Source organism: Streptomyces sp. NPDC001108, assembly GCF_053598535.1.
This window is the reverse complement of record NZ_JBSFKL010000008.1, coordinates 266010-279394: the sequence shown is the minus strand read 5'-3', so window position 1 is coordinate 279394 and position 13385 is coordinate 266010. Positions and strand designations below refer to the sequence as shown.

Annotated in this window: 11 protein-coding genes and 1 pseudogene; 6 read left to right on the top strand and 6 right to left on the bottom strand. The window is 74.1% G+C overall.

Annotation, left to right across the window (positions count from 1 at the left end):
* Window positions 1-18 precede the first annotated feature (18 nt).
* Window positions 19-549, bottom strand: a complete 531-nt coding sequence (locus tag ACWC97_RS20245; RefSeq protein WP_352274306.1) for a gamma carbonic anhydrase family protein — start codon at window positions 547-549, stop codon at window positions 19-21.
* Window positions 550-703: 154 nt separating this feature from the next.
* On the opposite strand from ACWC97_RS20245, the gene ACWC97_RS20240 reads away from it, so the two are divergent.
* The gene (locus ACWC97_RS20240) at window positions 704-1459 is read left to right on the top strand and encodes an acyltransferase (protein WP_450650679.1); all 756 of its coding nucleotides are present in this window, start codon (window positions 704-706) and stop codon (window positions 1457-1459) included.
* 21 nt (window positions 1460-1480) lie between these two features.
* A pseudogene (locus ACWC97_RS20235) lies at window positions 1481-1576 on the top strand (transcriptional regulator); the annotation flags it as partial.
* A 22-nt stretch (window positions 1577-1598) separates the two neighbouring features.
* Here the strand turns inward: ACWC97_RS20235 and ACWC97_RS20230 are convergent.
* Together ACWC97_RS20230 and ACWC97_RS20225 are read right to left on the bottom strand one after the other, a co-directional pair.
* Window positions 1599-2432 (bottom strand): aminoglycoside N(3)-acetyltransferase, encoded by an 834-nt coding sequence (locus tag ACWC97_RS20230; protein WP_450650677.1) that lies wholly within the window; start codon window positions 2430-2432, stop codon window positions 1599-1601.
* A gap of 74 nt (window positions 2433-2506) precedes the next feature.
* Entirely contained in the window at window positions 2507-2917 is a 411-nt protein-coding gene (locus tag ACWC97_RS20225) for a CoA-binding protein (protein ID WP_352274309.1), read from the bottom strand.
* Between the two features lie 58 nt (window positions 2918-2975).
* Here ACWC97_RS20225 and ACWC97_RS20220 point away from each other — a divergent pair, with 58 nt between their 5' ends.
* From ACWC97_RS20220 to ACWC97_RS20210, 3 genes are all read left to right on the top strand, one after another.
* Window positions 2976-3602 (top strand): YigZ family protein, encoded by a 627-nt coding sequence (locus tag ACWC97_RS20220; protein ID WP_352274310.1) that lies wholly within the window; start codon window positions 2976-2978, stop codon window positions 3600-3602.
* 111 nt (window positions 3603-3713) lie between these two features.
* Window positions 3714-4877: an exonuclease SbcCD subunit D gene (locus ACWC97_RS20215; RefSeq protein ID WP_450650674.1), complete on the top strand. Its 1164-nt coding sequence runs from the start codon at window positions 3714-3716 to the stop codon at window positions 4875-4877.
* Entirely contained in the window at window positions 4874-7945 is a 3072-nt protein-coding gene (locus tag ACWC97_RS20210; RefSeq protein WP_450650672.1) for an AAA family ATPase, read from the top strand. The genes ACWC97_RS20215 and ACWC97_RS20210 overlap by 4 nt, the downstream gene beginning before the upstream one ends.
* Before the next feature lie 67 nt (window positions 7946-8012).
* Here the strand turns inward: ACWC97_RS20210 and ACWC97_RS20205 are convergent, their stop codons facing one another.
* Both ACWC97_RS20205 and ACWC97_RS20200 read right to left on the bottom strand, forming a co-directional pair.
* Window positions 8013-9698 carry a DUF885 domain-containing protein gene (locus ACWC97_RS20205; RefSeq protein ID WP_352274313.1) on the bottom strand — a complete coding sequence of 562 codons (1686 nt, stop codon included), beginning with the start codon at window positions 9696-9698 and terminating at the stop codon, window positions 8013-8015.
* 164 nt (window positions 9699-9862) lie between these two features.
* Window positions 9863-10375: an Lrp/AsnC family transcriptional regulator gene (locus tag ACWC97_RS20200; RefSeq protein ID WP_352274314.1), complete on the bottom strand. Its 513-nt coding sequence runs from the start codon at window positions 10373-10375 to the stop codon at window positions 9863-9865.
* Between the two features lie 59 nt (window positions 10376-10434).
* Between ACWC97_RS20200 and ACWC97_RS20195 the strand changes: the two genes are divergently transcribed.
* A complete protein-coding gene (locus tag ACWC97_RS20195; RefSeq protein ID WP_392279917.1) occupies window positions 10435-11673 on the top strand; it encodes a trans-sulfuration enzyme family protein in 1239 nt (412 codons plus the stop codon).
* On the opposite strand, the gene ACWC97_RS20190 is transcribed toward ACWC97_RS20195, so the two are convergent.
* Window positions 11641-13119, bottom strand: coding sequence for a GNAT family N-acetyltransferase (locus ACWC97_RS20190; RefSeq protein WP_450650670.1), 1479 nt, complete (start codon window positions 13117-13119; stop codon window positions 11641-11643). The two genes, ACWC97_RS20195 and ACWC97_RS20190, sit on opposite strands and share 33 nt — an antisense overlap.
* Window positions 13120-13385: the final 266 nt, after the last annotated feature.

The following is a 13385-nucleotide window of genomic DNA, read 5'->3' as shown; positions in this document are numbered from 1 at the left end:
ACGTCCCCCGCCGCCCGCTCAGCCCTCGTGGGCCAGGCGGTGCGCCTTGGCGAGCTCCACGTAGCCCACCGCGTTGAACCGGATCCCTTCGCGTTCCTCCTCGGTGAGCTGCCGCTTCACCTTGGCGGGGACCCCGGCGACCAGCGAACCCGGGGGCACCTGCATCCCCTGCGGGACCAGCGCCTGCGCCGCGATCAGCGAACCGGCGCCGATCCGGGCGCCGTTGAGGACGGTCGCGCCCATGCCCACCAGGACGTCGTCCTCGACGGCGCAGCCGTGGAGCACGGCGTTGTGCCCGACCGAGACGCGTTCGCCCACCGTGACGGGGAAGCCGGGGTCGCCGTGGACGCTGCAGTTGTCCTGGATGTTGCTGTCGGCCCCGATGGTGATCGGGGCGCAGTCGGCGCGCAGTACGGCCTGGTACCAGACGCTGGCGCCCGCGGCCAGCGTGACCTCGCCGACGACCACCGAGGTCGGCGCCGCGAAGGCCGCCGCGTCGATGTCCGGTTCCTTGCCGCCCAGTCCCGTGATCAACGCCCGCTCCGCCATGGCGTGCTCCTTCCGTGCTCGGGTCCCGTACGACCGGAGCCGTCCGGCCCCGGCAGGGGAACGGTATGCGACGGTCGGCGGACGGCGGCCGAGTGGGGTGAAAATCACAGGTCGCCCCGGCGATCGGGCCTCCGGCGCCGACTAGCGTGAGCGCGTGCCGACAATCAGGAACGTGTTCTCCTCCCTCGCCGCCCGGCGGCGCCGTGCCCTGTCCCGGGCCGTGCACCGCGGTTGGCGCTGGGTACGGGAGACGGGCGCGGTCACCGCGGACCGCCCCGGCGCCCTGCGCTTCGGCCGGATCGGAGAGGGCACCCGGCTGGCCTTCCCCCAGGGCACCGTCTTCGGGGAACGGTGGATCGAACTGGGCGCGCACTGCGTGATCGGCGAGCAGGTCACGCTGACCGCGGGACTCATGCCCGACCTGGATCTCGGTCCCGACCCGATCCTGACCCTGGGCGACGGGGTGGTGCTCGGCCGGGGCAGCCACGTGGTCGCCGACACCCGGGTCACCATCGGCCCGGACACGTACTGCGGGCCCTACGTCTACATCACGTCCACGAACCACAGCTACGACGACCCGCACGAACCGGTCGGCCGTCAGTGGCCCCGGATGGAACCCGTCGCCATAGGGGCCGGCTGCTGGATCGGCACCGGGGCGGTGATCCTCCCCGGCGCCACCCTCGGGCGCAACGTGGTGGTCGCCGCGGGCGCGGTGGTACGGGGAACGGTGCCCGACCACACGGTGGTGGCGGGCGCCCCCGCCCGCGCCGTACGCAGCTGGGACCCCGAGCAGGGCTGGCAGCCGCCGATGCGCACCCCCGCCCCGATCCCGATACCGGCGGACGCCACCCCCGAGCAGTTGCTGGCCCTGGCGGAATCGGCCGTAACGGAGGACCCGCCGACCGGGTGACCGCGCAGCACAGGGCGGTGCTCCGCGTCGTTCGAGGCGCACCATCCCCACGCCCACCGCAACGACGGCCCCGAACCGGTGGAGATCACCATGGCGGTCTCCGTCCCGCCCGCACGCTGGATCCGCGGCCGGTTTGCGCTCAGCCGCGCGTGCCGCAGAGCACGGGATCGCGGTGGGACGGCAGCCAGTGGGAGGCGAAGTCCACCGCGTCGGTGACGCGGAAGAGGCGGCTCGTCGAGGAACCCACCGGGCCGGTGTTCACCAGGGGACCGGCGACGCGGGCGAAGTCCGCGCCCAGGGCGGCGAAGTCGCTGTCGTCCAGGGCGACGTCCTCGTACTCCCACCACTGGCGCACCCCCGCCAGCGCCACCACGCAGCGGTAGGTCCGGCGCGGCGGGGCGGGTACGCGGTACTCGCCGAGGTGGAAGGCGGTGCAGGTGTCGAAGCCGGTGCCGAGCAGGAGGACCTGGGCCCGGGCATCGTAGAGCCGGGCCAGGGGCGAGTCCTCGCCGAGATGGCAGTCGGGGCGGTGGCCGGCCAGCAGGCTCCCGGCCGACGGGCCGACCGCGGCGAAGGACGTCTGCGGATGCCCGCTGCGCACCGCGCCCGGGCCGAGCCGCACCGCCTCCGCCAGACGGCCCACCGAGGGCGCGGGGGTCGCCGCGTCGAACGGCGGCATGGCCGCCCGCACCGCCTCACGGGCCCGGTCGTCCAGGCCGCGCACCCGGTCGAGGTAGTGCGGGGAGGTGTCGGAGTTCTCCGGGGTGAAGGCGGGCACGACGAGCGTTCCGCCCGGACAGAGCGCGTCCCGCACCGCACCGGCCAGCGCACGCGCCCCACCGCTCACCGGCCCCACCGCGCGCATCGAGGCGTGCACCAGCAGGATTCCGCCGGGCTCCACCCCGAGCGCCGTCAGCTGCCTTGCCAGGCCGGTCCGGGTGTGGGCGACGGCAGGTGCGGTCGAAGTGGTCACAGCGGGCCATTCTCCCAGCGGGCGGCCCGGAGCGACACCACGCACATCCGGACGAACGGCGCGGCTCCTCGGCGTCAGCCGCCCAGTGCGGGGATCTCGATCGCGGGGCACCGGTCCATGACCATGTCCAGACCCGCCGCGCGGGTCCGCTCGTAGGCCGCCTCGTCGATCACACCGAGCTGGAACCAGACGGCCCTGGCCCCCGCCGCGACCGCCTCGTCGGCGACCGCGCCCGCCAGCTCGCTGTTGACGAACACGTCCACAACGTCGACCGGGAAGGGGATCTCGGCCAGCGAGGCGTAGCCGTCCTCGCCGTGCACCCGCTCCGCCTTCGGATGGACCGGCACCACCCGCTTGCCGAAGCGCTGGAGCACCTCCGCGACGCGGTAGGCCGCGCGCGAGCGGTTGCCCGACAGCCCCACCACGGCCCAGGTGTCGCCGCTGTCCCGGAGAATCCGGCTGATCGTCTCGTCGTCCGCATACATGATCCGGACAACGGACGGCGGACCGGGACCATTCCCGCCCGGGGCATAGGGTGGCCGGATGCAGGAGCAGTACCGGACCGTCGCCGAAGCGGGCGTGCACGAGACCGAGATCAACCGATCGCGCTTCATCTGCGCGCTCGCCCCCGCCGCCACCGAGCAGGAGGCGCAGGAGTTCGTCGCACGCGTCCGCGCCGAGCATCCGACCGCCACCCACAACTGCTTCGCCTACGTGATCGGCGCCGACGCCTCCGTGCAGAAGGCGAGCGACGACGGGGAGCCCGGGGGCACCGCGGGCGTGCCCATGCTCCAGATGCTGACCCGCCGGGAGATGCGCTACGTCGTCGCCGTCGTCACCCGCTACTACGGGGGAATCAAGCTCGGCGCGGGCGGGCTGATCAGGGCCTACGGCGGGGTGGTCGGCGAGGCCATCGACGCGCTCGGCACCGTCACCCGGCACCGGTTCCGGCTCGCCACGATCACCGTGGGCCACCAGCGCGCGGGCAAGCTGGAGAACGACCTCCGTGCCACCGGCCGCTCGGTCCGTGAGGTCCGCTACGCGGAGGCCGTCGTCATCGAGATCGGGCTGCCGGACGCGGACGTGGAGTCCTTCCGGGGCTGGCTGGCCGACGCGACGGCGGGCGAGGCCACGCTGGAGCTGGGCGGCGAGGCGTACGGGGACGCCTGAGCGGAGCGGTTCCCGGACCCCGCGGACACGGCCGGCGGTGATGCGAGACTGTGAGGGGCCGGCCGCGGCGGACGGGCCGCGGAGAAGAGCGATGCGGGTCGGAGCCGGGTCTTGAGAATTCTGCACACGTCGGACTGGCACCTGGGCCGCTCCTTCCACCGGGTCCCGCTGCTCGACGCACAGGCCGCCTTCCTGGACCACCTGGTGGCGACGGTGCGGGAGCGCGAGGTGGACGCGGTCGTCGTCGCGGGTGACGTGTACGACCGGGCGGTGCCGTCGCTGGCCGCCGTCGCACTCTTCGACGACGCGCTGCACCGGCTCGCCGCCGAGGGCGTACCCACCGTGATGATCTCCGGGAACCATGATTCGGCGCGCCGGCTCGGCGTCGGCGCGGGCCTGATCGGACGGGCCGGGATCCACCTGCGCACCGACCCGGCCGACTGCGCCACCCCCGTCGTGCTGCGCGACACCCACGGCGAGGTGGCCTTCTACGGGCTGCCGTACCTGGAGCCGTCCCTGGTGAAGGACGTCCTCGGGGCGGACCGGGCGGGCCACGAGGCCGTGCTGACCGCGGCCATGGAGCGGGTCCGCGCGGATCTGGCGGCCCGGCCGGGGGGCACCCGGTCCGTGGTGCTCGCGCACGCCTTCGTCGCGGGCGGCGAGCCCAGCGACAGCGAGCGCGACATCACCGTCGGCGGGGTGGCCGCCGTGCCCGCCGGGGTCTTCGACGGAATCGACTACGTGGCCCTCGGCCACCTGCACGGCAGCCAGACCCTCACCGAGCACGTCCGCTACTCGGGCTCGCCGCTCGCGTACTCCTTCTCCGAGGCCGCCCACCGCAAGACCATGTGGCTGATCGAGCTGGACGCCCCGGGCACCGTCACCGCCGAGCGCGTCGACTGCCCGGTGCCCCGCCCGCTCGCCCGTATCCGCGGACACCTCGACCGGCTCCTCGACGACCCCGCCCTGGAGCGGCACCGCGACGCCTGGGTCGAGGCGACGCTCACCGACCCGGTCCGCCCGGACGAGCCGATGGCCCGGCTGACCGAACGGTTCCCGCACACGCTCAGCCTCGCCTTCGAGCCCGACCGGGCGCCCGACGACCCGCTCGCCTCCTACGCCCAGCGCCTCAGGGGGCGCGACGACCAGCAGATCGCGGAGGACTTCGTGGCCCATGTACGCGGTGGCGCCGCCGACGCGGCGGAACGCGCCGTGCTGCGCGACGCCTTCGACCACGTCCGGGTGACGGACGGCCTGCGCGAGGTGAACCCGTGAGGCTGCACCGGCTCGCCGTCACCGCCTTCGGGCCGTTCGGCGCCACCCAGGAGATCGACTTCGACACGCTCGCCTCGGCCGGGCTCTTCCTGCTGCACGGCCCCACCGGAGCGGGCAAGACCTCGGTACTCGACGCGGTCTGCTACGCCCTCTACGGCGCGGTGCCCGGCGCCCGCCAGAGCCCGGGCACCTCCCTGCGCAGCGACCACGCCCCGGCGGATCTCGCCACCGAGATCAGACTGGAGCTGACCGTCGGCGGCCGCCGCCTGGAGATCACCCGGCGCCCCGCCCAGCCCCGCCCCAAGAAGAAGGGCAGCGGCTTCACCACGGAGCGGGCCCAGAGCTACCTGCGGGAGTACGGTCCCGACGGCGGCTGGCGGCCGCTCAGCCGCTCGCACCAGGAGATAGGCGAGGAGATCACCGGGCTCGTGGGGATGAGCCGGGAACAGTTCTGCCAGGTGGTGCTGTTGCCGCAGGGTGATTTCGCCCGTTTCCTGAGGGCCGACGCCGAGGCCCGGGGCAAGCTCCTCGGCAGGCTCTTCGACACCCACCGCTTCGCCGCCGTGGAGGACCGGCTGGCCGAGCTGCGCCGTCGCGCCGAGACCAGGGTCAGGGCCGGGGACGAGCGGGTGCTCGCGGTGGCCCAGCGGATCGCCCAGGCCGCCGGACCCGCCGGGCACGAGGTCCCGCTCCCCGAATTCCAGGCCGGTGACCCGGGGCTCACCGACGGCGTACTGGAGTGGGCGGCGACGGCCCGCAGCGCCGCCCGTGAACGGCTCGACATCGCCGGCTGCGTCCTCGCGGCGGCCGAGGGCCGTCAGGCAGCGGCCCGTCGGACCCTCGACCGCACCCGTGAACTCGCCGCACTCCAGCAGCGCCACGCCGAGACGCTCCATCGCTCCGCCGCGCTGGAGGCCCGCCGTCCCGAGCACGACCGGCACCGTGAACGCCTCGCCCGGGCCCGCCGGGCCGAACTGGTCGCGCCCGCCCTGGAGCTGTGCGAGGAGGCCGAGCGCGCCCACCGCACCGCCTGCCGGGAACGCGACCACGCCCGCGCCGCACTCCCCGTCGACCTGGCCGAGGCCGGCGCCGAACAACTGGCGGAGCTGGAACGGCGGCTGCGCCAGGAGCTCGGCGCCCTGGACGCGGCCCGGCGCGCCGAACGGCGCAGCGCCCGGATCGACACCGAGCGGGCCGCACTGGAACACCAGGCCAGGGCCGACGACGAGCTCATCCGCGAGGCCGAGAACTGGCTGGCCGGCTGGGCCGCCACCCGCGACGCCCTGCACGCCCGCATCGAGGCGGCCCAGGACGCCGCCACCCGGGCCGAACAGCTCGCCGGCCGACTGGAACCGGCCCGCGCCCGGCTGGCCGCCGCCCACCGGCGCGACGCGCTCGCCGCCCGGGTCTCGGACGCCACCGACCGGCTGACCGGGAGCCGGGAACGTGCCGCCGCAGCCCACGAGACGTGGCTGGACCTCCGCGAGCGACGGCTCCGCGACATCGCGGCGGAGCTGGCCGCCGAGCTGGTGGACGGGGAGGCGTGCAAGGTCTGCGGCTCGGCCGAACATCCCCGGCCGGCCCGCGCCGCCGATGGACATGTCGACAAGACGGCCGAGGACCGGGCGCTGGCCGCGTACCGGGACGCCGAGGACGCGCGGACCCGGGCCGACCGCGAGCTCGCGGCCGTGCGCGAACAGCACACGGCGGCCCGCGCGGCGGCGTCGGAACCCGGAACGGCGCCGGGGGAGCGGGCCGCCCGCACCGAGGGTCCGGCCGCACCCGCCGACGACCCGACGACCGCCGAACTCGCCGCTCTCGTCGACCGCCTGACGGCCCTGCACGCCGAGGCCCACCGCACCGCGTCCGGCACCCACGCCGCACGCGAGGCGCTTGCCGCAGCCGAGCGCGAACAGGCCGAACGCCTCGACGGACGCCGCCTCGCCGAACGCCGCGCCGCGGCCCGCACCTCCCAGCGCGAGGCACTGGACCGCGAACAGGCCGCCCTGGAGGCCGAGCTGGCGACCGCCCGGGGAGACGCCGCCGACGTCGCCGAACGCGCGGCCCGGCTGGAACGCCGGGTCGCGCTGCTCGCCTCGGCCGCCGAGGCGGTGCGCCAGGAGGAGGCGGCCGCACAGCGCCGCAAGGAGGCCGACGGCCGGCTCGCGGACGCCGCGTTCCGGTCCGGGTTCGACACCCCGAGGGAGGCCTCCGGGGCTCTTCTCGACGGGGCCGCGCAGCGCGAGCTCCAGCACCTCGTCGACGCCTGGCAGGCCGAGGAGGCGGCGGTGGCCGACCGGCTGGCCGAAGCGGCGACCCGGGACGCCGCCGACCGCCCGCGGGCCGACGTGGCAGGGGCGCAAGCCGCGTACGACACGGCCGAGCGCTCGCTGCGGGACGCCTCCGCCGCACTGGCCGCCGCCCGCGAACGCGCCACCGAGCTCGACCGGCTCTCCCGGGAGGCCGAGCGGGAAGTACGCGGACTGGGCCCGCTGCGCGAGGAGTACGACCGGGTGGCCCGGCTGGCCGGGCTCACCGCCGGCACATCCGCGGACAACGAGCGCAGGATGCGGCTGGAGTCGTACGTGCTCGCCGCCCGTCTCGAGCAGGTCGCCGCGGCGGCCACCGTCCGGCTCCGGAGCATGTCGTCCGGGCGCTACACACTGGTCCACTCCGACGCCCGCGCCGGCGGCCGCCGGTCGGGCCTGGGCCTCCATGTCGTCGACGCCTGGACCGGCCGGGAGCGGGACACCGCGACGCTCTCGGGCGGCGAGACCTTCTTCGCCTCGCTCGCCCTGGCGCTCGGACTCGCCGACGTCGTCACCGACGAGGCCGGCGGCGTACGGCTGGACACCCTCTTCATCGACGAGGGCTTCGGCAGCCTGGACGAACAGACCCTCGACGACGTGCTCGACGTACTGGACTCGCTGCGCGAACGGGACCGCAGCGTGGGCATCGTCAGCCATGTCGCCGATCTGCGCCGCCGCGTCCCCGTCCAGCTCGAAGTGGTCAAGGAGCGGCAGGGCTCGGTGGTGCGGCACCACACCGCCGGGGAACGGACCGGCTGACGACGGCGTGCGGGGCGGCCGGGCCGAGGTCCGGTGCGGACCCGGAGCCCGGCCGCCCCCGGGGCGGTCAGAGCCGGGACAGCTCCTCGACGAGGTCGTCGAGCCCGAGCGGACCCTGCGACAGCGCCGCCATGTGCCAGGACTTGGCGTCGAAGGCGTCGCCGTGCGCCTTGCGGGCGTTCTCCCGGCCCAGCAGCCAGGCCCGCTCGCCCAGCTTGTAGCCGATGGCCTGCCCCGGCATCGAGAGGTAGCGGGTCAGCTCGCTCTCCACGAAGTCGGCGGGGCGTCCGCTGTGGCTGCCGAAGAACTCCTGCGCCAGCTCCGGGGTCCAGCGCTCGCCCGGGTGGAAGGGGGAGTCCGCCGGGATCTCCATCCCCGCGTGCATGCCGATGTCCACGATCACCCGGCAGGCCCGCATCATCTGCGCGTCCAGGTAACCGAGCCGGCGCTCCGCGTCCGTCAGGAAGCCCAGCTCGTCCATCAGCCGCTCCGCGTAGAGCGCCCAGCCCTCGCAGTTGGCGCTGACCCCGCCGATCGACGCCTGGTAGCGGGAGAGGCTGTCGGCCACGTGCACCCACTGCGCGATCTGCAGATGGTGACCGGGCACCCCCTCGTGGTACCAGGTCGACACCAGGTCGTACACCGGGAACCGGGTCTCGCCCATCGTGGGGAGCCAGGTGCGCCCGGGACGGGAGAAGTCCTCGGACGGGCCCGTGTAGTAGGGGGCGGCCGCGCCGCCGGGCGGGGCGATCCGGGACTCCACCTTCCGTACCCGCTCGGCGAGTTCGAAGTGGGTGCCGTCGAGTGCCTCGATCGCCTCGTCCATCAGCTTCTGCAGCCAGGCCTGCACCTCGTCCACCCCCTCGATGTGCGTGCCGTGCACATCGAGGTGGGCCAGCGCCTCCCAGGGACCGGCACCGGGCAGCACCTTCTCGGCCTCGGTCCGCATCTCGCCGAGCAGCCGGTGGTACTCGGACCAGCCGTACGCGTACGCCTCGTCGAGATCCAGGTCGGTGCCGTTGAAGTACCGCACCCAGCGCGCGTAGCGCTCGCGGCCCACCGTGTCGGGCGCGCCCTCGACCGCCGGGGCGTAGACGTCGCGCATCCAGTCGCGGAGGGACGCGACCGCCTCCGTGGCCCGATCGGCGCCCTTGTCCAGGTCGGCGCGCAGCGCCTGCGGGCCCTCGGCCACGAACTCCTGGAAGAAGCCGTCACGGCCCTGGCCCGCCCACTCGTCGAGCTGGCCGATGAACGTGGCCGTGGCGCGCGGACCGCCGTACAGCCCGCGCTCCAGACCGAGCGCCAGCGAGGCGCGGTAGCCCTCCAGGGAGGCGGGCACCGCGTTGAGCCGGTCCACGATCGCGGCCCAGTCCTCGTCGGTGTCGGTCGGCGTCACCGTGAACACCTCACGGACGCTGTGCGCCGGGGAGGACAGGTTGGAGACGGTGCACAGCCCTTCACCGGCCTCGTGAACGGCGAGTTCCGCCGTGAGGCGCTCGCGCAGCAGCCGGCCGCAGCGGCGCTCGGCCTCGCTGTCCGCACCGGGCAGTTGTTCGGCGGCGTCGAGCTTCGCCAGGGTGGTCCGGGCGAGCTCGGCGAGGGCCTCCTGCCCGGCGGGGGAGAAGTCGGGAAGGCGGCGCGAACTCTCCGCGACACCCAGATATGTTCCGGAGACCGGATCGAGTTCGATGAACGCGTCGACGTAGGCGTCGGCGACCTGACGGGGCAGCGCGCTGCTGGGAGTGTCTGACATGCGGACATCCTCGTACGGCGACGGCCTCCGCGTCACATCGTTACGCCGCCGCGTCACATGGCCGGGCCGCCGCTTCGCGTCGTCGGGCCCCGGCGGTCCGGCGGTCCGGCGGTCCGGTTGTGCGGCCGTTCGGCCCCCGCGTCATGTTTTTGTCCAATCCTGCGTCACGTCGTCCGGTCCCTGCGGTCCGGTTCCGGTGGATCCGCGGCCGGTGGCAGCAGCGGACCGCACTCCCACTGCTGGAATATCAGCCTCGTCTCGACCCGCGCCACCTCGCGGCGGGAGGTGAACTCGTCCAGCACCAGACGCTGCAGATCGGCCGTGCCGGTGACCGCGACATGGACCAGATAGTCGTCGGGGCCGGTCAGATGGAACAGTGCGCGGGACTCCGGCAGTGCCCTGATGCGCTCGACGAACGGGCCGATGAGCTCCCTGCGGTGCGGCCGGACCTGTACGGAGAGCAGCGCCTCCAGACTCCGGCCGAGCCGCGCCGGGTCCAGCCGCAGCTGGTGGCCGAGAATGACGCCCGAGCGGCGCAGTCTGGCCACCCGGTCCAGACAGGTCGACGGAGCCACCCCGACCTCGGCGGCCAGTTCTCGGTACGTGGTCCGGGCATCGTTCTGCAGCAGCCGCAGAATGTGCAGGTCCACCGGGTCGAGAGCGACAGAATCGGCCATTGGCCGAACGTAGCACGGGCGTTGCACCGGACCGGCCGGTACATGTTCAGAGTGGAGGCATGGACACCGAAACCCCGACGGCGCCCCCGGTTCCCGACCGGTCCCGGGCGCTCGCCACCGAAGCCGTGCACGCGGGCCGCGACGACCTCGCCGCCCTCGGACTGCACACCCCGCCGATCGATCTGTCCACCACCTACCCGTCGTACGACTCCCGGGCCGAGGCGGAGCGGATCGACACCTTCGCCACGACCGGCGCCCGGCTCGAAGGACCGCCGGTCTACGCGCGGCTGGACAACCCGACGACGGCCCGGTTCGAGACCGCCCTCGCCCGGCTCGAAGGAACGGAGAGCGCCGTCGCGTTCGCCAGCGGAATGGCGGCCCTGACCGCCGTGCTGCTGGCCCGCGCGAGCATGGGTCTGCGCCATGTGGTCGCCGTCCGCCCGCTCTACGGATGCAGCGACCACCTGCTCGGCGCGGGGCTGCTGGGTACGGAGGTGACCTGGACCGACCCGGCGGGCATCGCCGAGGCGATCCGCCCGGAGACCGGGCTGGTGGTGGTGGAGACCCCCGCCAATCCGACGCTCGCCGAGGTGGACATCCGGGCAGTCGCCCACTCCTGCGGTTCGGTGCCGCTGCTTGTCGACAACACCTTCGCCACGCCGGTGCTCCAGCGGCCCGTCGAGCACGGCGCCCGGATCGTGCTGCACAGCGCTACCAAGTACCTCGGTGGGCACGGCGATGTGATGGGCGGGGTGGTGGCCTGCGACGAGGAGTTCGCTGCCCGGCTGCGACAGGTGCGCTTCGCCACCGGCGGAGTGCTGCACCCGATGGCCGGATTCTTGCTGCTGCGGGGCCTGGCCACCCTTCCGGTACGGGTACGGGCGGCGTCCGCGACCGCTGCCGAACTCTCCCGCAGGCTGACCGCCGATCCGCGTGTCGCCCGGGTCCACTACCCGGAACTGGGCGGTGCGATGGTCTCGTTCGAGGTGCACGGCGATCCGCACCGGGTGATCTCGGCCGTACGGCTCGTCACACCGGCGGTCAGCCTCGGCAGCGTGGACACCCTGATCCAGCACCCGGCCTCCATCAGCCATCGCATCGTGGACGAGGGGGACCGGCACGCCTCCGGCGTCGGGGACCGGCTGCTGCGGATGTCGGTCGGCCTGGAGGACGTGGAGGACCTGTGGGCCGACCTCGACCAGGCGCTCGGCGCGCAGTACGCCGAGCACCCGGTGGCCGCGACCGGCCAGTCAGCGACCGGTCAGTCAGCGGCCGGCCTGCTCGTACGGGGGCAGTGAACGGACCGGCGTCGCGTCCAGCCGGGCCGTGACGACCAGGGTGCCCTCCTCGATCTGGTAGTCCAGCGGAAGGGCGAGCGAGCGCATGGCCGCGACCATTCCGGTGTTCGATGCCTGGGTGACGGCGTAGACGCTCTCGCAACCGGCCTCGATCGCGAGTGCGACCAGTCGGCGCAGGAGCTCGGAGCCGATGCCGCGGCGCTGCCAGTCGTCCTCGACGAGGAGGGCCACCTCGGTCTCGTCACCGTCCCAGAGCAGGTGGCCGAGCGCGACCAGCCGACCCGAGGCGGTCTGTACGGCGAGGGTGCGGCCGAAGCGGGGGCCGAGCAGGTGGTCGAGGTAGCGGTCGGCGTCCTGGACCGGACCGTGGTAGCGCATCCGCAGCGTCTGGTCGGAGCAGCGGTCGTGCATCGCGCGTGCGGCCGGGAGGTCGGTCGGGTCGGCGCGGCGTACGGTGATCTCGTTGCCCTCGGGCAGGGTGAGCACCTGTGCGCCGCGTGGGACACGGGGGCCGAGCCGGGCATCGAGTTCGACCAGGGCACGTGCCCGGGCGAACTCGGTCGGCGTGAACGGAAGATGCGGTCGCTCGACCGTGAGGGCGCCTCCCGAGGGGTCGTGCAGCCGCATCACCGTTTCCTCCAACACTCCTTCGACGGGGGCGACCGCGCCGGTCCTCCGGCCGGTGGCCGAGACGGCGGGCAGCGAGCGGATGGTGCACCGGCCGAGCAACTGCCTCAGGGCAAGGGGGAGTTCGGCGGCATCGAGTGCCGTACGGGTGGCGAGGCCCAGGACGCGGGTCGGGGCGTCGACCAGATCGTGGGCGTCGGCCCGCTCGATCCAGGTCGAACTGCCCCCGGCCGTGGAGACCGCCCGGCCGAGCTCCCGCGCGGGAAGCCGTGCGGGGGCGCGCAGCAGGAACTCGTCCACCGTGCCCCGGGCCAGCGGGTGGGTCTGGAGGGTGAGGATGTCCACCCGGTGCCGGGCGAGGGCGGCGCACACCACGGCCAGGCTGCCGGGGACATCCCGGACCGTGGTCCGCATCCGCCACAGCGCTGTGCCCTCGACGGTCTGTGCCCGGCCCGGACCGGCCACCGCACGCGCCCCGGTGTCGGTGTCGGTGCCGGATTCAGCCTCGGCACCGGTGTCCGTGTCGGACGGGGACGGGAATGCGACTGAGGCCGGGGCCGGGGCCGGGCTTGCGCCGGTGGTGTCGTGCGGTGGCGGGGCGTGACTGTGGCGGCGGGCCCACCAGGTGTGGAACCCGGCAGTCACCGCCAGCGCCAGCGCCGAGACGATCAACAGGGACGGTCCGCCCGGCTGGTGACCGATCAGGTTCGCGACGGCGTCGGCCACCGCGACCGCGGTGAAGACCGCGGCCAGCTCGATCACGTCCCGCCGCCAGTGGTGGCGGCGATGGGCGGTCTTCGCGGATGTCGTGTCAGTCATGTACTCACTCTGACCGAGAGTTGTTGCCTGACCACGAACACGCTGTGACCGATGGGTTACATGTGCGCCTGATCCCTTTCAGGTCGATTTCGTCCCTGGGTTCCGAACGTTCCTGGGCCCGAATTCTTCTGGGCCCGAACCTTTCTGGGGCCCGGATGCCCGTGGGCTCCGAGCAGCCCCCACGGGCATCCGGGGCGGCCGTCGGCTCCGGGCGCCCCCGGGTTCCGGGCAGTCATCGATCCCGGGTGCCACCCGTTCCGAAGATC

Bases quoted from the DNA above. Each gene is read 5' to 3' on its own strand.
- ACWC97_RS20245 (WP_352274306.1), bottom strand. From the start codon at position 549: ATGGCGGAGCGGGCGTTGATCACGGGACTGGGCGGCAAGGAACCGGAC.
- ACWC97_RS20225 (WP_352274309.1), bottom strand. From the start codon at position 2,917: ATGTATGCGGACGACGAGACGATCAGCCGGATTCTCCGGGACAGCGGC.
- ACWC97_RS20220 (WP_352274310.1), top strand. From the start codon at position 2,976: ATGCAGGAGCAGTACCGGACCGTCGCCGAAGCGGGCGTGCACGAGACC.
- ACWC97_RS20205 (WP_352274313.1), bottom strand. From the start codon at position 9,698: ATGTCAGACACTCCCAGCAGCGCGCTGCCCCGTCAGGTCGCCGACGCC.
- ACWC97_RS20200 (WP_352274314.1), bottom strand. From the start codon at position 10,375: ATGGCCGATTCTGTCGCTCTCGACCCGGTGGACCTGCACATTCTGCGG.
- ACWC97_RS20195 (WP_392279917.1), top strand. From the start codon at position 10,435: ATGGACACCGAAACCCCGACGGCGCCCCCGGTTCCCGACCGGTCCCGG.
- ACWC97_RS20190 (WP_450650670.1), bottom strand. From the start codon at position 13,119: ATGACTGACACGACATCCGCGAAGACCGCCCATCGCCGCCACCACTGG.